Consider the following 16839-nt stretch of genomic DNA (forward strand, 5'->3'; position numbering starts at 1 on the left):
CCACCTTATGAATCACGGACAGATGCCGCCCGTCTAACCCTTAAGTTAGCGCGTATGGGGCGGAAGGTCCAGGCGAATACGCTGAGGTTCAGATCATGCGCGGCCTTGATAAGCCCCTCGGTGATCGACTGATAGTAAAGCGCCACGGTATCGGTATAGCCCGCCAGCGTTTCAAAGCTGGCGGTGGTGCCGATGAACCACTGGTCGCCAATCAGATTGCCGCCGCCCAGTTGCGCGACGCCCATATCGACGCCATGTTCCGCCAGCAGCGCGGCATATTCGCTGACATTGGCGAAATCGAACGATTGCACGATGGATTTTTCCGGCGAGTCATACCCCCGCTCGATCAGGGTTTCGATCACCGCGCGGTTGGTGGCGGCGTCATAGGCATATTTGCCCTCGGTCAGCATCCCGACATTGGTGCCGTTGGCGGCGTTATAATCGGTCAGCGCGTCCAGCATGTCGGCAAAGGTCGGAATGCGATAGGGGTCGGCATCCGCCGGGGCAAAGCCCGGATAGGTCCAGTCGCCGCTGCCGGTCGGCTGCACCGTCAGCGCCTGCAACTCGGCATAGGTAAAGTCCTCGACGGCATAGCCGCCGTTGCGCGGGGCATAGACCTGCGCGACATTGGTGGTGCGGGTCAGCGTCAGGTCGTGCATGGCGATCAGCACCTTGTCGGCGGTCATCATCACGTCGGTTTCGATGTAATCCGACCCCATCCGCGCGGCCAGCTCGTTCCCGCCGATGGTGTTTTCCGGCAGATAGGCAGGCGCGCCACGATGGCCGATGACCAGCGGCGCATTGCCGGTCAGCGTGTTGTAAGGCACGGTCGTCGCGGCATGGGCAGCGGGTGCCAGCACTGCCAGCAGCGACAGCGCGGCGGCAACAGAGGCGATCTTTTGCATGGGGTTGTTCCTTGCGAATGGGGTGAATGCGCGGTCCATAGGGCGGCAGACTGCGCGCGCCGGGTAACGCAAAGGTCAACGGCGCATGATGATTTGATGATGGAAATATGAAACCGGGGCAGGGGCAGAGCTTGGCGCCGCTGCGCTGTCGTTCAGGGTGGTGGCGCGGTTCCTGGTTCCGGCCCGCCCCGTTCGCAGGGCGGTTGAGTGGTCAGATGAGCCGTGCGTGATGCACGGCGCGCGCGTGGGGGGCGCATGTCCATAGGCCCGGCAGGGATGGGGGCAAGGGCGATCTGCCCGCGAGACCCGCTGCACCGGCGCAGTTCAGGGGTTCAGGAACCGGGGCCGCGATGCAACAAGGCCCCGGCGGACCGGGGCCTTGCGCGTGTCAGTAAACGGTTTTTCAGTGAACAGTTTTTCAGTGAACCGTCGGTTCGTCGTCGCGCGGGCCTTGGCCCACCGCGCCCAGCTTGTGCCCGGCGGTGCCGACGTGGTTGCCCACGATCAGCCCGGCATCCCCGGCGCTGACCTGAACCGTCTGCCCGTCCAGCACATCGCCCGACAACAGCATTTCGGCCAGCGGGTCTTGCAGCGCGCGCTGGATCACCCGTTTCAGCGGGCGGGCACCGAACACCGGATCATAGCCTTCGTCGGCCAGCCAGCGCATGGCCTTGTCGTCCAGATCCAGCGTGATCTTGCGCTGCGCCAGCCGCCGTTCCAGCAGGGCCAGCTGAATGCGCACGATCCCGTCCATATTGTCCCGCGTCAGGCGGCGGAAGATGATGATCTCGTCCAGACGGTTCAGGAACTCGGGGCGGAAATGCGCCCGCACCGCCTCCATCACATCGGCCCGCGCCGCGCCGCTGTCGGCATCGGCCGGCAGATGCGACAGCGCCTGCGCGCCAAGGTTCGAGGTCAGCACGATCAGCGTGTTCTTGAAATCGACCTTGCGGCCCTGACCGTCGGTCAACTGCCCGTCATCCAGCACTTGCAGCAGGATGTTGAACACATCCGGGTGCGCCTTTTCCACCTCGTCGAACAGCACTACAGCATAGGGGCGGCGGCGCACGGCCTCGGTCAGCACCCCGCCTTCGTCATAGCCGACATAGCCGGGGGGCGCGCCGATCAGGCGGCTGACGGCGTGCTTTTCCATGAACTCGGACATGTCGATGCGCACCATCGCATCTTCGTCGTCGAACATGTATTCGGCCATCGCCTTGGTCAGTTCGGTCTTGCCCACCCCGGTCGGGCCAAGGAACAGAAAGCTGCCCAAGGGGCGCTTTTCATCCGACAGCCCGGCGCGGGCGCGGCGCACGGCCTTGGAAATGGCGGTGACGGCCTCGGCCTGACCGATGACGCGCTTGCCAAGGATTTCCTCCATCTTCAGCAGCTTGTCACGCTCGCCCTCCAGCATCTTGCTGGTGGGGATGCCGGTCCAGCGTTCGACCACCTCGGCGATCTGTTCGGGGCGCACGGCCTCTTCGACCATCAGGGCGTTGTCCTGATCCTCGGCTTCGGCCAGTTGCTTTTCCAGCCCCGGAATGATGCCGTAAGACAGTTCGCCCGCGCGGGCCAGATTGCCTTCGCGCTTGGCCTGATCCAGTTCGGCGCGGGCGCGGTCGAGCTGCTCCTTCAGGCCGCGCGCGCCTTCCAGCCGGTCACGTTCGCCCTGCCAGCGTGCGGTCATTTCGGCGCTGCGCTGTTGCAGGTCGGCCAGATCCTTTTCCAGCCGTTCCAGCCGGTCGCGGGATGCGTCGTCGTCCTCTTTCTTCAGGGCTTCGGCCTCGATCTGCATTTGCAGGATCTGGCGGTCCAGCGCGTCCAGTTCTTCGGGCTTGCTGTCCACCTCCATCCGCAGGCGGGATGCGGCCTCGTCCACAAGGTCGATGGCCTTGTCGGGCAGAAAGCGGTCGGTGATATAGCGGTTCGACAGTTCCGCCGCCGCGACCAGCGCCGCATCGGAAATGCGCACCCCGTGGTGAAGCTCGTATTTTTCCTTGATGCCGCGCAGGATGCTGATGGTATCCTCGACCGTGGGCTGTTCGATCAGCACCGGCTGGAACCGGCGGGCCAAGGCGGCATCCTTTTCGATATATTTGCGGTATTCGTCCAGCGTGGTGGCGCCGACGCAATGCAATTCGCCCCGCGCAAGCGCCGGTTTTATCAGGTTGGCGGCATCCATCGCGCCATCGGTCTTGCCCGCGCCGACCAGCGTGTGCAATTCGTCGATGAACAGGATAATTTCCCCGGCGGCGGTTTCGACCTCTTTCAGGATGGCCTTCAGCCGTTCCTCGAACTCGCCACGGTATTTCGCCCCGGCGATCAGCGCGCCCATGTCCAGCGCCATCAGCTTCTTGTCGCGCAGGGATTCGGGCACGTCGCCGTTGACGATGCGCAGCGCCAGCCCTTCGGCGATGGCGGTCTTGCCGACGCCGGGTTCACCGATCAGCACCGGGTTGTTCTTGGTGCGGCGCGACAGCACCTGCATGGCGCGGCGGATTTCTTCGTCGCGGCCGATGATCGGGTCGATCTTGCCCTGTTCCGCCGCCTCGGTCAGGTCGCGGGCATATTTCGACAGCGCCTCCATCGTGTCCTCGGACGAGGCGGAATCTGCCGTGCGGCCCTTGCGGATGTCGTTGATCGCGCTGTTCAGTTTCTGCGCGGTGACGCTGCCTGCATCCAGCGCGTCCTTGGCATTGGTGTTGACCATGGTCAGCGCCATCAGGATGCGTTCGACCGGCACAAAGCTGTCGCCCGCCTTTTTCGCGACCTGTTCGGCCTCGTCCAGCACGCGCACCATCGAGGGATCGACGTAAACCTGACCGCCGCCGCCCTGAACCTTGGGCAGCTTGGCCACGGCCTGATCCACGGCACCGCGCACGGCCTGCGCGTTGCCGCCGGCGCGGGTAATCAGATTGGCGGCCAGCCCCTGATCGTCATCCATCAGCGCCTTGAGCAGGTGTTCGGGCACAACCCGCTGGTTTTCTTCACGGATCGCAATGGTCTGGGCCGACTGGATAAAGCCGCGGGACCGTTCGGTAAATTTTTCCATGTTCATGTGATAATCCTCTTTCAGCCCCCGCGATTATGCCGCCCGATGTGGCGCGGCGTGCTGCGGGTCCAGGGCTTATCTGTGGTTGCCGCCGCCCGGCTTCAAGATGGCGGGGCGTCCAAAGCGGCATCGAAGAACGCCGCCTCTAGCGCGACGGCACGGCCAAAGAAATACCGGCAGGTGTCGGGATCGCCCGGCCCCACGCGGTCCGGTTCCTGCCGCAGAAATGCCACGAAATCGCGGAAGTCGGGGTTGTCATGCAGGGTGATCCATTCGGCCTGCAACTGGCCGGGCAAGCGTGTGATCCGTTTGCCCCTGCCGCTGGCCGCAGGATGCGGTGTCGGGACCGGGGTTTCAACCGGCTTGGCGTCATGGCACAAGGCGGGCATCAACGGGGGTGATGACGATGGACGACAGGCTGATCGTGGCGCTGGATGTGCCGAATGCGGTGGCGGGGCTGGATCTGGCCGGACGGCTGGGCGATGCCGTCGGGTTCTACAAGATCGGGCTGGGGATGCTGACCGGCGGCGGTCTGGCCCTTGCCAACGAGCTGAAACAGGAACACGGCAAGCGCATCTTTCTGGATATGAAGCTGTTCGACATCGGCGCCACGGTCGAGGCCGCCGTGCGCGGGCTGGCGCAGTTCGATCTGGATTTCCTGACCGTGCATGGCGACCCTCATGTGGTGCGCGCCGCCAAACAGGGCGCGGCGGGCAGCGATCTGAAGATTCTGGCGGTCACGATCCTGACCTCGCTGGACCGGGCCGATCTGGATGCGGCGCTGATCGCGCCCGGCGATCTGCACGATCTGACCGTGGACCGCGCCGCCCGCGCGTTCGAGGCCGGGGCCGACGGCATCATCTGTTCCCCGCGCGAGGCGGCGGCGATCCGTGCCTTGCCCGGCGCGGGGCTGATCGTCACGCCGGGGGTGCGGCCTGTGGGTGCGGACAAGGGCGACCAGAAGCGGGTCGAGACACCCGCCGCCGCGCTGACTGCCGGGGCGGATCACATCGTCGTCGGGCGGCCGATCTGGCAGGCCGCCGATCCGCGCGCGGCAGCGCAGGCGGTGCTGGACGAGATCAAAGCGGTTTAAAGTAGCGGGCGACGGGCCAGGGCTGATAGCCGGTATCCTGATACAGCCCGCGCGCGGGGGCATGACCGCTGTCGCCGGTGGTTTCGACCATGACCATCCTGAACCCGGCATCGCGCAGATGCTGTTCGGCAAAGACCATCAGCCGCCGCCCGATGCCTTGCCGCTGATGGTCGGGGTGGACGGCCAGCATATAGACCTCGCCCATCTGATCCTGTGGGTGCTGGCGCAGGCCGATGAAACCTGCGACCTCGCCCGCATCGGCCAGCCAGACATGATCGCCGTGGCTGGCCAGAAACGCGGCAATGTCCTGACGCAGACGCTGTTCCCAGCCATCGGGGTAAAACGCATCATAGACAAAGCGCGGCACTTCGGCGGCGGTCTGCGCAAAGACCGGACGCCACGCCATCAGCGCCAGATTGATGACATCATCCTGAAACCGCGCCGCATAGGGCCGCATTTCGACTGGGGGCATGGCAAGATCCTGACCGGGCAACGTGCGCTGCATTAAGGGATTGTTGATCGCTCTGCGCGACCGTGCAACCCTTTGGTGAAAAGGGGGATGCCATGGCCAGCACCACAACCGCAGCCGAACAGGCGCTGCACGATCAGCAAAAGGCCGATAACGATCTGGTCCTGTCGTTCCGGTCGGTGCGGCGCGCGGTCGGGCTGTTGGGGTTTTTCCTGCCGCTGGCGCTGTTTCTTTACAGCGTTTCGCACCGACAGGCACCGCTGCCCACCATGTCGGATTATCACTACAGCCCGGTCGGAGTGATCTTTACCGGCACGCTTTGCGCGATTGCGGTGTTTCTGTGGTCGTATCAGGGGTTTCGGCGGCTGAAGGACCAGTTCTTCAGCGATCTGGTGGTGGCGCGCGTGGCCTCGGTCGGGGCGCTTGGCACGGCGTGGATTCCGGCGGTGCCGCGCTTTGAGCTGCCGCTGTGCGATCTGGCGGCGCTGCCGGCCAATTGCAGCTTTGCCCAGCAAGTGCTGACGCCGGCACTGGCGGGCCGGGCGCATGTGCTGTTTGCGGCGATGTTCTTTGCGGCGCTGGTGGTGTTCTGCCTGATCCTGTTCACACGCGGCCCCGATGACACGGTGGAACGCCGCGCCAGCAAGCTGATCTATCGCATCTGCGGCGCGGTCATCGTGCTGGCGATGCTGGCCATTGCGCTGCTGTGGGGCACCCGCGCGGCGTCGGGCAGCCTGTGGCAGCCGGTTTTCTGGGCCGAGGCGCTGGCCTGCTTTGCCTTTGCGACCAGTTGGGCGGTCAAGGGCGACGGGATGCGCTGGCTGGTGCGTCTGGCGGCGCGCGTGACCGGATAGAGGCGCTAGGCCGAGGGGACCGCCACCATTTCCGCCACGATGTCACGAAAGGCGGGGATTGCCTGCGGATGGGCGATGAATTCCGCCACCGGCATCAGCCGCAGCGCCTGACCTTCGTCGCCCAGCCGGGCGGCCTTTGCCTCGGCCACAGTGATCGGCAGGACGAAATACCAGCCGACCCGCCCCGGCTTGCTGATCGAGGGGCGCGGCTCGGCGCGGGTGATGCGGTCCTGACCCAGATGCAGGCCGGTTTCCTCGGCCAGTTCGCGCAGGGCGCATTCGGGCGGGGTTTCGCCCGGCTCTGCGCCGCCGCCGGGCAGATCCCACATCCCGGCCCATGGCAGGCCGGGCAGATCGTCGCGCTGCATCACAAGGATGCTGTCGCCGCAGGTCAGCAGCAGCTTGGCCCCGACAAAGCGGCCGGTCGGCGCGGGTGCCTCAGTCATTGTCGTTGATGTCGCGGTCCCAGATGCGGACCTCGCCCCGGCTGCGGGGCAGGGCGCGGCGCAGGATCAGCCAGATCACCCCCGACAGAACGGCCGTGACGACCAGCGCCATCGGCAGCCCGCCCGTCCACAACCCGGCCAGCAACGCCATGCCCATCAGCGCCACGGCCAATGCGATGCCGATAAAGAACCAGCCCGGCAGCGCCAGTTCCAGCGCCGCCAGCAGCAGCGCGGCGTTCAGCCAGATCCAGCCGTTCTGCCACATCATTTCTCTGCCCCCCGCAACAGCCGGAAGGCATCGGCAAAGGAATCCAGCGCGGCGGCGGGGATCAGCACGGTCTGCTTGCCCGGCCCGTTGCCCACGGCGGTCAGCGCATCGACCTGTTTCATCGCCACCTGATATTGCGCGGCCTGAATGCCACCTTTGGCGATCGCCTCGGCGATGGCGGTGGTGGCGAATGCCTCGGCCTCGGCCAGAATGCGTTTGGCCTTGGCCTCTTGCTCGGCGGCATACAGATCGCCGTCGGCGGCCAGTTCGACGGCGCGGCGCTTGCCCTCGGCCTCGGTCACTTGCGCGCGGCGGGCGCGTTCGGCGTTCAGCTGTTGCAGCATGGCGGCGCGGGTCGCCTCGTCCAGATTGACGTCGAGGATTTCGGCGCGCGTCACCTCGATCCCCCAGTCATCCACGGCATCGGCGACCGATTCCTTGACCCGCGCGATCAGGGCGGCGCGGTTCGACTGCACCTGATCCAGCTCCATCGTGCCGATTTCCGAGCGCACGATCCCGGCGACGGTGGTGGCGATGGCGCCGTCGATGTCGCGGATACGATAGACGGTCTTTTCCGGTTCGATGATGCGATAAAAGACCGAGGTTTCCACCTGCACCAGCACGTTATCGGCGGTGATGGCGTCCTGGCTGTTGGTCGGCAACTGCCGCTCCAGGATCGAGATGCGATGCGCCACCCGGTCGATGAACGGCGTGATGATGTTGATCCCCGGCCCCAGAACCGAGCGCAGCCGGCCAAAGCGTTCGACCACGAATTTTTCCGATTGCGGCACGATGCGCACCGCGGACGAGATTGCCCAGTAAATGACGATGGCCAGAACGATCAGGGCCACGTTCCGCGACAGCAATTCGATGATTTGATCGGGCATTCGTTCTCCGTTGGGTTATTCGGCTGCCATCAGGTTGCTGTTGCCGCCTGCCTCAAGCCGGGACAGGCTGCGGATCACCCGGTTCATCCGCGTCGCAAACACGGAAAAGCCGGGCAGGGGGGTGATGCTGGCTTCGTCCATATACAGGCTGCGGTCGATTTCGACCTGAACCACATGGATGTTCTGGGTCGGGCGGCCATAGGTCGATGCGATATAGGCACCGGCAAAGGGCGCGTTGCGGCGCACCCGCCAGCCCTCGGCGTTGAAGGCGGCGGCGATGATGTCGCTGATCCGGGTCGAGGCGGACAGGCCGTGCCGGTTGCCCAACACCACATCGGGCCGCGCCCCGCTGAGATGGTTCAGCGCATCGCGCGGCATCGAGTGCATGTCGATCAGGATCGCCTGCCCGAATCGCGCCCGCGCGGCGCAGATCATCGAGGTCAGCGCCTGATGATAGGGCCGCCAGTATTGGTTGATTCGGCGGTCGGCCTCGGCCCGGTCGATGGGGTTGTCGTGGATGGCCCGGCCCTGCGTGACCACGCGCGGAATCACCCCCAGCCCGGCCATGGTCCGCTGGTTCAGCGGATGGCGCGGCACGCCGCGCACGATATGGGGGTCGATTTCATCCGCGCCCCGGTTCAGGTCCACCAGACAGCGCGGAAACCGCGCGGTCAGCGTGGCGGCGCCGTGGTTCGGGGCCGATGCGATCAGCCGGTCCACAAAGGCATCCTCGGACGAGCGCAGCACATTTTGCGGCAGCGAGGTTCCGGCCAGAAACCAGTCGGGGTAATGATCGCCCGAATGCGGCGATGCAAAGATCACGCCACTGGCCCAATCGCCGGGGACATTCATTTCAAAGGGCGGCGGATCACAGGTCATGGTGCGGCCTTGGTCGGAACGGTTGCCAATGTATAGCCTGTTTCGTTTGTCGCCAATAGCACTTGAAACCCCCGGCGGGTGACTATATAGACACGCGGACCAAACGCGGTTTGGCCGATGCAGCCCCAGTGGCTGCTGGCAGAATCACCAAGGTTCGGGCGGTTAGCTCAGCGGTAGAGCACTACGTTGACATCGTAGTGGCCACTGGTTCGATCCCAGTACCGCCCACCATTTATTCGCCGCCCCCGGCATTCGCGTCGGGGGCATTTCGTTTTCGCCAAGGCGGCCAGCGCAGCGCCGCGACAAGAGGAGAGACCGATGAAGGTTCGCAACTCGCTCCGCTCGCTCAAGAGCCGGCACCGTGATTGTCAGATCGTCCGCCGCAAGGGGCGCATCTACGTTATCAACAAGACGAATCGCCGCTTCAAGGCCCGTCAGGGCTGAGGCACGCGATTTTGCGAAACGAATGGCCCGCCGGAAACGGCGGGTTTTTCTTTGCCCGCTGGTGTCCGGCTGCCGATGGCGGGGCGGCAAGGGGGCTGACACGAACAGCTGACAGGGGAATGGCGATGATCGAACGGCAGCATTCGGGCGATGGCCGCGATTCCCGCGCGGTTTATTCGGATTGCGGTGCCTATCGCTATGCGCTGACGCGCCGCTGGGGGCCGGGGGCGGCGCTGGTCTGGGTGATGCTGAACCCCTCGACCGCGACCGAGGCGGCGAATGACCCCACGATCGAGCGGGTCGAGCGGCGCAGCCGGATGCTGGGCTATGATGCGCTGTCGGTGGTCAACCTGTTCGCATGGCGCGCGACGCGCCCGGCGGATCTGGCGCGGGCGGGTGATCCGGTCGGGCCGGATAACGATGCGGTGATTCTGGAAACCGTCGCCGGGGGCGCTGCGGTGCTGTGCGCCTGGGGCGTGCATGGCGCGCTGCATGGCCGGGATGCGGTGGTGCGGGGGATGCTGGCGGGCAGTGGGCAGCGCTTGCTGCATCTGGGGCTGACGGCGGGGGGAGCGCCGCGGCATCCGCTCTATGTGGCCTATGCCCGCGCGCCCGAGTTGTGGCGGCCTTAACCCATTATTAAGAAAGCACTTCGTTAACGATGTGTGAATCTGCTATCCCACCAGTGTGTGATGGTGTGGAGTGTGGCGATGTGGATGCTGGCCAGTGCGGTGGGTCTTTTGTTGGTCGGGGTGGCGCTTGACTTTTCTTCGGGCCGGGACGCGACCGAGGATGACCCCTTGCCCGACGATGACGATCTGCCCTCCGATGACACGGCCGAGGCGCAGCAGCCGGTCGATGGCAGCCCCGGCAACGACCAGTTGGGCGGCGGCGATGGCGACGATCTGATCCGTGGCCATGATGGCGACGATGACATGCGCGGCGGTGGCGGCAATGATACGCTGATCGGCGGCCTTGGCAACGACTGGCTGGAAGGCGATGGCACCCATGACGCGGCGGGCGATGATCTGCTGATCGGCGGGCGCGGCGATGACTGGCTGGCCGGGCAGGGCGGCAATGACACGCTGCGCGGCGGTCCGGGCAACGACACGCTGTTCGGCGGCACCGGCGACGATCTGCTGGAGGGTGGGTCGGGCGACGACTGGCTGTCCGGCGGCGAGGGTGACGACACGCTGATCGCCGGGCCGGGCAATGACGATCTGAATGGCGGTGCCGGTAATGATCTGCTGGTCGGGAATGATCGCGGGCAGGCATGGCTGCATGGCGGTGACGGCGATGACACGCTGATGCCGGGCGCGGGCGATTTTGCCGAAGGCGGCGCGGGCGCCGATACCTTTGCGCTGCATCTGGTCGATGGCCGCGTGCCGACGATCGGCGATTTCGACGGGCGCGAGGACCGGATCGAGGTTCACCTGCCCGCCGATGCCCCCGATGACATTCTGATCGACTTTGTGGAACATCAGAACGGCAATATGCGCCTGCATGTCGGCGGCGCGGCGGTGGGCGAATTTTTGAACCCGCTGGCGCTGGATCAGGCGCAGATCGTTGTGGTTCGCGCGTAACAGGGGTTTCTTTTTGCGGCATATTCCCCTATACGCGCGCATCCGCCGGGCGATTGGCCTGTGCGGCGCTCCACGGGCCTGCGCTGGACGACATCCCGGCCTGCGCCATAACCCTTTGATCCTGAAAGGAGACCCCGATGTCGATCACGGTTGAAGAAAAGAATCGCGTCATCAAGGAATTCGGCACCAAAGCTGGTGACACCGGCAGCCCCGAAGTGCAGGTTGCGATCCTGTCCTCGCGCATTGCCACCCTGACCGAGCATTTCAAAACCCACAAGAAAGACAACCACAGCCGCCGTGGCCTGCTGAAGCTGGTCGCACAGCGCCGCAAGCTGCTGGACTATCTGAAAGGCAAGGAAGAAGCGCGCTATACCGCCCTGATTCAGCGCCTTGGCCTGCGCCGCTGATCCGGCTGGCCGGAATGGAAAACGCCCGTGGCCGATGGCTGCGGGCGTTTTGTTTGCACCGGCCGGGCTGGGGCTTATTCTGGCCACAGGCGGGCCGATTCCTGCCTTCGGTTCCTTTTGGGAAAGGATATAACCATGATCCGATTGATAAAGCCGCTTACCCTCGGTGCTGCCTTGATGCTGGGTGCGAATGCCGCCCTTGCGCAAGAGCGTGACACCGCGCAGGAAGAGGCCAACCGCCAGCTTGTCGTTGAATTCTATGACGGTTTCTTTAACCGCCATGATGCAAGCGCCGCCGATGTCGTGGCCGAGGATTACATCCAGCACAATCCCGAAGTGCCCGACGGCAAAGCGCCCTTCGTCGGCTATTTCACCGGCTTCTTCGCCGAGAACCCCGAATCGCGGGCGCGGATCGTGCGCTCTGCCGCTGATGGCGATCTGGTCTGGCTGCATATCCACTCGACCAATGGCGCGGATGACCCCGGTCAGGCCGTGGTGGATATTTTCCGTGTCGAGGACGGCATGATCGTCGAACATTGGGACGTGATCCAGAACGTCCCGACCGAAGCGGCGAATGAAAACACGATGTTCTGATCGGCCGGGGTCCAGCCCGCAAACGCCCGCAAATCGCTGCGGGCGTTTTTATTTGCGCGGTGGGTTTAAAGGTCGCCGATGGGTGACAAAAACGCGCCATGCGTCACCAGATTGCGCACCCCGACCCAGTTGCGGGTTGGCACCCGCAAGCCGTGCCGTTCAGGCCGCGCGATAGTTCCTGATGGCGCGGCCCAGACGGGCGATGCCTTCGTCCATCGGGGCGGCTTCGTGCAGGGTAAAGCTCAGCCGGATGGTGTTGCCGTTCGAGCCGTCGGCAAAGAAGGCCCGCCCCGGCACGAAGGCCACCTTTTCATCGGCCAGTGCCTGCGCCAGCAGCGTTGCGCCGTCCATCTGCGCGGGCAGGGTCAGCCAGACGAACATGCCGCCCTGTGGCCGGGTCCATGTGACGCCATCGGGCATTTCGCGATCCAGCGCGGCCAGCATCAGGTCGCGGCGGCGGCCATAGGTCTGGCGCAGCCCGGCGACGTGATCTTCGAACACCGATTGCGCGACATGGGCGGTGACGACCTGATTCAGCGTCGCCGAATGCAGATCGGCGGCCTGTTTCAGCAGCACCAGCCGGTTGATCGCGTCTTGCGCGGCGCAGACCCAGCCGATGCGCAGCCCCGGTGCCAGCGATTTGGAAAACGACCCGCAATAGACCGTGCGGCAGTTTTCGATACTGCCCTTGCGCGCGATTTCCAGCGCCAGGATCGAGGGCACGGGTTCGCCGTCATAGCGCAGGCGCTGATAGGCGTTGTCCTCAATGATGGCGATGTCCAGATCGTCGGCAAGGTCGATCAGCGCCTGACGCCCGGCAAGATCCAGCGTTTCCCCGGTCGGGTTGCCGAAATCGGCCGAGAGATAGGCGAATTTCACCCGCCCCCCTGCCGCCGCAGCCGCCGCAGCAAATTCGGCAGGCCCGGCATTGCCGTTCAGCCGGTCATAGCGCGGCTCATAAGCGTTGAAGGCCCCCAAGGCGCCCATATAGCTGGGCCAGTTCACCAGCGCGGTATCGCCGGGCGACAGCAGCAGCTTGCCCAGATAATCCAGCGCCTGTTGGGAACCCGAGGTAATCAGGATATTGTCGGCGGTGCAGGTCACACCGGATCGCGCCATTTCCTGCACGATCCAGTCGCGCAGCGGGCGATAGCCTTCGCTGACGGAATATTGCAGCGCGGTGGGGGCGGTGGCATCCGACAGCGCCTCGGCCATGGCGGTGCGATAGGCGGCGGTCGGGAACAGCGCCGGGTCAGGGATGCCGCCCGCGAACGAGATGATGTCGGGCTGATCCAGCAGCTTCAGAAGCTCGCGGATTTCCGACGCCTTCATCCGCATCATGCGCGAGGCAAATATCTGCTGCCAATCCATGTTCGTCCTGTGCCCAGAGTGTCGCGCCAGAAAATTCCTGCGGCAGAGAAATGTCAATGACCCTGCCGCAGTCTGGACAGCGCGGGCGGCACCGCGCGGGTGCCGCCGCCGGGGTCAGTCGGGGTCAGTCGGGGGCCTGAACCAGAATCTTGATCTGGGTCTTTTCCCTGACCAGCGCCTCGAAGCCTTCGTCCACGATGTCGTCGATCTGGATGCGCTTTGTCACCAGCTTGTCGGCGGCATACCAGCCCTGCGTCATCAGTTGCATCACGGCGGGGAACACGTCGCGATAGGCGATGGTGCCCTTCATGCTGCGTTCTTTCAGCACGACGGTATTGGGCTGGAAAGACGCCTCTTTTTCCCAGATCGACACAATCACCGTTTCGCCGTCATAGCGGGTGGCGTCGATACATTGTTGCAGAACGGCGGGCACGCCCGTCACCTCATAGGCGACATCGACGCCGCCGGGGGTCAGTGCGCGGATGCGGGCGACGGCGTCTTCGTTTGCGGGGTTGATGATTGTCGTCGCGCCCAGTTCCAGCGCCTTGGCCCCGCGTTCGGCGGACAGCTCGACCACATGGATGGCCGAGGCCCCGGCGATGCGCAGCGATTCCACGATCAGCAGACCGATGGGACCGGCCCCGAACACCACCGCCGTGCCGCCCGCCTTGAGGCTGGACACCCGGATCGAGTGCAGCGCCACGGCGGCGGGTTCGACCAGCGCGCCCTGTTCAAAGGACAGCCCCTCGGGCATCTTGTGCGCCCATTGCTCGCCCACCACGGTATAGGCGGAAAACCCGCCGCCGCCGCCCGACAGGCCGTGAAAGCCCAGCTTGTCGCAGGTGTTGTATTTGCCATGGCGGCAGGAATCGCATTCGCCGCAGGCCAGGATCGGTTCCACCACCACGCGGTCGCCGACTGCCAGCCGGGTCACGCCCTGACCCAGTTCGGCGACTTCGCCCGAAAACTCGTGCCCCATGATGATCGGGGCCACGTCGCCGCTGACCGGGTGCGGCGCATCGACGGGAACAAAGATCGGGCCGGCCAGATATTCGTGCAGGTCGCTGCCGCAGATGCCGGTCCATTTCACCTTGATCTTGACCTGACCGGGGCCGGGGGCCGGTTCGGCAACGTCTTCGACACGGATGTCTTTGGCCTTGTGCCAGCGTGCTGCTTTCATGGCTTTTTCTCCTGAGAGGTTGCCCCGCCATCATAGCACAAAACCGCCGTTTCCGACAGGCAAGGCCGCCATGCCGGGGGTGCAGGGGTGGGGCCGGGCGCGCCTTGCGGCAAACACTTTCCAACAGGCGCATTTTCCGATATGTCCATGCAATCTGCGACGTGAGGCCCGCCCCCGGCCACATGCACAGGATAGGGGGCGGCGGCAATGGGGCCGCCATAGGAAAGGGTTGCCAGAGGGCTGGCATCCATGAGGAAATCAGATGTTTGATGAAGTGAAGAAATCAATCCAGTGGGGTCAGGAAACGCTGACGCTGGAAACGGGCAAGGTTGCGCGTCAGGCCGACGGGTCGGTCATCGCCACGCTGGGCGAAACCAGCGTCATGGCGAACGTCACCTTTGCCAAAGAACCCAAGCCGGGGCAGGACTTTTTCCCGCTGACCGTGCATTATCAGGAAAAATACTATGCCGCCGGTAAAGTGCCGGGCGGCTTTTTCAAACGCGAGGCGCGCCCGACCGAAAAAGAGACGCTGACCGCGCGTCTGATCGACCGTCCCTGCCGCCCGCTGTTCGCGCCGGGCTTCAAGAACGAAGTGCTGGTCATGTGCACCGTGCTGTCGCACGATCTGGTCAATGATCCCGACATCGTGGCGATGATCGCCGCCTCGGCCGCGCTGACCATTTCGGGCGTGCCGTTCATGGGGCCGATCGGTGCCGCGCGCGTCGGTTTCAGCAATGGCGAATATGTGCTGAACCCCGAAGTTGCCGATATGGATCAGCTGCGCAACAACCCGGAACAGCGTCTGGATCTGGTCGTCGCGGGCACCAAAGACGCCGTGATGATGGTCGAATCCGAAGCCTATGAGCTGACCGAAGACGAAATGCTGGGCGCGGTCAAATTCGGCCATGAACAGATGCAGCCGGTCATCGACCTGATTATCGACCTGGCCGAAGCCGCCGCGAAAGAGCCGTTCGATTTCAAATCGCCCGACTATTCCGCCCTGTATGAGCGGGTCAAAGCCTTGGGTGGCGACGATATGCGCGCCGCCTATGCCATCCGCGACAAGGGCGAACGCCGCGATGCGATTGACGCCGCCAAGGCGAAAATCCTTGAATCTCTGGGCGAAGACGAACTGGCGGATGCCAACCTTGGTTCGGCGCTGAAAAAGCTGGAATCGGGCATTCTGCGCGGTGACATCATTTCGGGCGGCGCGCGTATCGACGGGCGCGACAACCGCACCGTGCGCGCCATCGACAGCGAAGTCGGCATCCTGCCGCGCACCCATGGCTCGGCGCTGTTCACCCGTGGCGAAACGCAGGCGCTGGTCGTGACCACGCTGGGCACCGGCGATGACGAACAGATCATCGACGCGCTGCACGGCAATTTCCGGTCGAACTTCCTGCTGCATTACAACTTCCCCCCCTATTCGGTGGGCGAGGTTGGCCGCGTCGGCAGCCCCGGCCGCCGCGAGATCGGCCATGGCAAGCTGGCATGGCGCGCGCTGCAAGCGGTGTTGCCTGCGGCGACCGACTTCCCCTATACCATCCGCGTCGTGTCCGAGATCACCGAATCGAACGGCTCATCCTCGATGGCGTCGGTCTGCGGTGGCTCGCTGTCGATGATGGATGCGGGCGTGCCGCTGAAAGCGCCGGTCGCCGGTGTCGCCATGGGCCTGATTCTGGAAGATGACGGCAAATGGGCGGTGCTGACCGACATTCTGGGTGACGAAGATCATCTGGGCGACATGGACTTCAAGGTTGCCGGCACCGAAAACGGCATCACCAGCCTGCAAATGGACATCAAGGTGGCCGGCATCACGCCCGCGATCATGGAACAGGCGCTGGCACAGGCCAAGGATGGCCGGATGCACATTCTGGCCGAAATGTCCAAAGCCCTGACCGAAGGCCGCCGCGAATTTTCCGCCCACGCCCCGCGCATCGAAACGATGCAGATCCCGACCGACAAGATCCGCGAAGTGATCGGCTCGGGCGGCAAGGTCATCCGCGAGATCGTGGAAACCTCGGGCGCGAAAGTGGACATCAACGACGACGGCACCATCAAGATCGCCTCGGCCAATGCCGATTCGATCAAGAAGGCTTACGACATGATCTGGTCGATCGTGGCCGAGCCGGAAGAAGGTCAGATCTACACCGGCAAGGTGGTGAAGCTGGTCGATTTCGGCGCCTTCGTGAACTTCTTCGGCAAGCGCGATGGTCTGGTTCACGTCAGCCAGATCGCCAACAAGCGTCTGGGTCACCCGAACGAACTGCTGAAAGAAGGGCAGGAAGTTAAGGTGAAACTGCTGGGCTTTGACGACCGCGGCAAGGTGCGCCTTGGCATGAAGATGGTCGATCAGGAAACCGGCGAAGAAATCGTCGAGAAAAAAGAAGAATCGGCGGAATAATTC

The 16839-nt window shown here is 64.4% G+C and carries 18 protein-coding genes and 1 tRNA gene; 9 read left to right on the forward strand and 10 right to left on the reverse strand.

What is annotated here, in order from left to right; translation table 11 throughout:
* Nucleotides 1-5: 5 nt before the first annotated feature.
* The 3 genes from Q4G14_RS08350 to Q4G14_RS08360 all read right to left on the reverse strand — a co-directional run bounded on the left by Q4G14_RS08350 (nucleotide 6) and on the right by Q4G14_RS08360 (nucleotide 4253).
* Nucleotides 6-905: a glycerophosphodiester phosphodiesterase family protein gene (locus Q4G14_RS08350; RefSeq protein WP_303361283.1), complete on the reverse strand. Its 900-nt coding sequence runs from the start codon at nucleotides 903-905 to the stop codon at nucleotides 6-8.
* A 418-nt stretch (nucleotides 906-1323) separates the two neighbouring features.
* Nucleotides 1324-3963: an ATP-dependent chaperone ClpB gene (gene clpB, locus Q4G14_RS08355; RefSeq protein WP_303361284.1), complete on the reverse strand. Its 2640-nt coding sequence runs from the start codon at nucleotides 3961-3963 to the stop codon at nucleotides 1324-1326.
* 95 nt (nucleotides 3964-4058) lie between these two features.
* Nucleotides 4059-4253, reverse strand: a complete 195-nt coding sequence (locus Q4G14_RS08360) for a hypothetical protein (RefSeq protein ID WP_303361285.1) — start codon at nucleotides 4251-4253, stop codon at nucleotides 4059-4061.
* Nucleotides 4254-4363: 110 nt separating this feature from the next.
* Between Q4G14_RS08360 and pyrF the strand changes: the two genes are divergently transcribed.
* Nucleotides 4364-5050: an orotidine-5'-phosphate decarboxylase gene (gene pyrF / locus Q4G14_RS08365; RefSeq protein WP_303361368.1), complete on the forward strand. Its 687-nt coding sequence runs from the start codon at nucleotides 4364-4366 to the stop codon at nucleotides 5048-5050.
* Here the strand turns inward: pyrF and Q4G14_RS08370 are convergent.
* Nucleotides 5037-5522 (reverse strand): GNAT family N-acetyltransferase, encoded by a 486-nt coding sequence (locus Q4G14_RS08370; protein WP_303361286.1) that lies wholly within the window; start codon nucleotides 5520-5522, stop codon nucleotides 5037-5039. The genes pyrF and Q4G14_RS08370 overlap by 14 nt on opposite strands.
* A 92-nt stretch (nucleotides 5523-5614) precedes the next feature.
* Here Q4G14_RS08370 and Q4G14_RS08375 point away from each other — a divergent pair, with 92 nt between their 5' ends.
* Nucleotides 5615-6373 carry a hypothetical protein gene (locus Q4G14_RS08375; RefSeq protein WP_303361287.1) on the forward strand — a complete coding sequence of 253 codons (759 nt, stop codon included), beginning with the start codon at nucleotides 5615-5617 and terminating at the stop codon, nucleotides 6371-6373.
* A gap of 5 nt (nucleotides 6374-6378) precedes the next feature.
* On the opposite strand, the gene Q4G14_RS08380 is transcribed toward Q4G14_RS08375, so the two are convergent.
* From Q4G14_RS08380 to Q4G14_RS08395, 4 genes are read right to left on the reverse strand one after another with little or no spacing between them, the layout of a single operon-like run.
* The gene (locus Q4G14_RS08380; protein ID WP_303361288.1) at nucleotides 6379-6819 is read right to left on the reverse strand and encodes an NUDIX hydrolase; all 441 of its coding nucleotides are present in this window, start codon (nucleotides 6817-6819) and stop codon (nucleotides 6379-6381) included.
* Nucleotides 6812-7087: a hypothetical protein gene (locus tag Q4G14_RS08385; RefSeq protein WP_303361289.1), complete on the reverse strand. Its 276-nt coding sequence runs from the start codon at nucleotides 7085-7087 to the stop codon at nucleotides 6812-6814. The genes Q4G14_RS08380 and Q4G14_RS08385 overlap by 8 nt, the downstream gene beginning before the upstream one ends.
* On the reverse strand, nucleotides 7084-7974 hold the full coding sequence (locus tag Q4G14_RS08390) for an SPFH domain-containing protein (RefSeq protein WP_303361290.1): 891 nt from the start codon (nucleotides 7972-7974) through the stop codon (nucleotides 7084-7086). The genes Q4G14_RS08385 and Q4G14_RS08390 overlap by 4 nt, the downstream gene beginning before the upstream one ends.
* Nucleotides 7975-7989: 15 nt before the next feature.
* A complete protein-coding gene (locus tag Q4G14_RS08395; protein ID WP_303361291.1) occupies nucleotides 7990-8853 on the reverse strand; it encodes an N-formylglutamate amidohydrolase in 864 nt (287 codons plus the stop codon).
* Nucleotides 8854-9009: 156 nt separating this feature from the next.
* On the opposite strand from Q4G14_RS08395, the gene Q4G14_RS08400 reads away from it, so the two are divergent.
* From Q4G14_RS08400 to Q4G14_RS08425, 6 genes are all read left to right on the forward strand, one after another.
* Nucleotides 9010-9084, forward strand: a tRNA-Val gene (locus tag Q4G14_RS08400).
* Nucleotides 9085-9171: 87 nt separating this feature from the next.
* Nucleotides 9172-9297 carry a type B 50S ribosomal protein L36 gene (gene ykgO / locus Q4G14_RS08405; RefSeq protein WP_028725484.1) on the forward strand — a complete coding sequence of 42 codons (126 nt, stop codon included), beginning with the start codon at nucleotides 9172-9174 and terminating at the stop codon, nucleotides 9295-9297.
* A 125-nt stretch (nucleotides 9298-9422) separates the two neighbouring features.
* Nucleotides 9423-9929, forward strand: a complete 507-nt coding sequence (locus tag Q4G14_RS08410) for a DUF1643 domain-containing protein (RefSeq protein WP_303361292.1) — start codon at nucleotides 9423-9425, stop codon at nucleotides 9927-9929.
* A 60-nt stretch (nucleotides 9930-9989) separates the two neighbouring features.
* A complete protein-coding gene (locus tag Q4G14_RS08415) occupies nucleotides 9990-10880 on the forward strand; it encodes a calcium-binding protein (RefSeq protein WP_303361369.1) in 891 nt (296 codons plus the stop codon).
* 137 nt (nucleotides 10881-11017) lie between these two features.
* On the forward strand, nucleotides 11018-11287 hold the full coding sequence (gene rpsO, locus Q4G14_RS08420; protein ID WP_303361293.1) for a 30S ribosomal protein S15: 270 nt from the start codon (nucleotides 11018-11020) through the stop codon (nucleotides 11285-11287).
* A gap of 135 nt (nucleotides 11288-11422) precedes the next feature.
* Nucleotides 11423-11881: a nuclear transport factor 2 family protein gene (locus Q4G14_RS08425; RefSeq protein WP_303361294.1), complete on the forward strand. Its 459-nt coding sequence runs from the start codon at nucleotides 11423-11425 to the stop codon at nucleotides 11879-11881.
* A gap of 159 nt (nucleotides 11882-12040) precedes the next feature.
* Here the strand turns inward: Q4G14_RS08425 and Q4G14_RS08430 are convergent, their stop codons facing one another.
* Together Q4G14_RS08430 and Q4G14_RS08435 are read right to left on the reverse strand one after the other, a co-directional pair.
* The gene (locus tag Q4G14_RS08430; protein ID WP_303361295.1) at nucleotides 12041-13252 is read right to left on the reverse strand and encodes a PLP-dependent aminotransferase family protein; all 1212 of its coding nucleotides are present in this window, start codon (nucleotides 13250-13252) and stop codon (nucleotides 12041-12043) included.
* Nucleotides 13253-13376: 124 nt separating this feature from the next.
* Nucleotides 13377-14432, reverse strand: a complete 1056-nt coding sequence (locus Q4G14_RS08435) for a 2,3-butanediol dehydrogenase (RefSeq protein ID WP_303361296.1) — start codon at nucleotides 14430-14432, stop codon at nucleotides 13377-13379.
* Nucleotides 14433-14694: 262 nt separating this feature from the next.
* Between Q4G14_RS08435 and pnp the strand changes: the two genes are divergently transcribed.
* Nucleotides 14695-16836, forward strand: a complete 2142-nt coding sequence (pnp, locus tag Q4G14_RS08440; RefSeq protein WP_303361297.1) for a polyribonucleotide nucleotidyltransferase — start codon at nucleotides 14695-14697, stop codon at nucleotides 16834-16836.
* The last annotated feature ends 3 nt before the right edge of the window (nucleotides 16837-16839 follow it).

Source organism: Paracoccus sp. (in: a-proteobacteria) (assembly GCF_030538755.1).
Taxonomy (GTDB): Bacteria; Pseudomonadota; Alphaproteobacteria; order Rhodobacterales; family Rhodobacteraceae; genus Paracoccus.

Excerpts from the sequence above, each read along its gene's own strand:
- Q4G14_RS08415 (WP_303361369.1), top strand. The coding sequence starts at position 9,990 with ATGGTGTGGAGTGTGGCGATGTGGATGCTGGCCAGTGCGGTGGGTCTT.
- rpsO (WP_303361293.1), top strand. The coding sequence starts at position 11,018 with ATGTCGATCACGGTTGAAGAAAAGAATCGCGTCATCAAGGAATTCGGC.
- Q4G14_RS08350 (WP_303361283.1), bottom strand. The coding sequence starts at position 905 with ATGCAAAAGATCGCCTCTGTTGCCGCCGCGCTGTCGCTGCTGGCAGTG.
- clpB (WP_303361284.1), bottom strand. The coding sequence starts at position 3,963 with ATGAACATGGAAAAATTTACCGAACGGTCCCGCGGCTTTATCCAGTCG.
- pyrF (WP_303361368.1), top strand. The coding sequence starts at position 4,364 with ATGGACGACAGGCTGATCGTGGCGCTGGATGTGCCGAATGCGGTGGCG.
- Q4G14_RS08410 (WP_303361292.1), top strand. The coding sequence starts at position 9,423 with ATGATCGAACGGCAGCATTCGGGCGATGGCCGCGATTCCCGCGCGGTT.
- Q4G14_RS08385 (WP_303361289.1), bottom strand. The coding sequence starts at position 7,087 with ATGATGTGGCAGAACGGCTGGATCTGGCTGAACGCCGCGCTGCTGCTG.
- Q4G14_RS08435 (WP_303361296.1), bottom strand. The coding sequence starts at position 14,432 with ATGAAAGCAGCACGCTGGCACAAGGCCAAAGACATCCGTGTCGAAGAC.
- pnp (WP_303361297.1), top strand. The coding sequence starts at position 14,695 with ATGTTTGATGAAGTGAAGAAATCAATCCAGTGGGGTCAGGAAACGCTG.
- Q4G14_RS08370 (WP_303361286.1), bottom strand. The coding sequence starts at position 5,522 with ATGCCCCCAGTCGAAATGCGGCCCTATGCGGCGCGGTTTCAGGATGAT.
- Q4G14_RS08395 (WP_303361291.1), bottom strand. The coding sequence starts at position 8,853 with ATGACCTGTGATCCGCCGCCCTTTGAAATGAATGTCCCCGGCGATTGG.
- ykgO (WP_028725484.1), top strand. The coding sequence starts at position 9,172 with ATGAAGGTTCGCAACTCGCTCCGCTCGCTCAAGAGCCGGCACCGTGAT.
- Q4G14_RS08430 (WP_303361295.1), bottom strand. The coding sequence starts at position 13,252 with ATGGATTGGCAGCAGATATTTGCCTCGCGCATGATGCGGATGAAGGCG.
- Q4G14_RS08380 (WP_303361288.1), bottom strand. The coding sequence starts at position 6,819 with ATGACTGAGGCACCCGCGCCGACCGGCCGCTTTGTCGGGGCCAAGCTG.
- Q4G14_RS08425 (WP_303361294.1), top strand. The coding sequence starts at position 11,423 with ATGATCCGATTGATAAAGCCGCTTACCCTCGGTGCTGCCTTGATGCTG.
- Q4G14_RS08390 (WP_303361290.1), bottom strand. The coding sequence starts at position 7,974 with ATGCCCGATCAAATCATCGAATTGCTGTCGCGGAACGTGGCCCTGATC.
- Q4G14_RS08375 (WP_303361287.1), top strand. The coding sequence starts at position 5,615 with ATGGCCAGCACCACAACCGCAGCCGAACAGGCGCTGCACGATCAGCAA.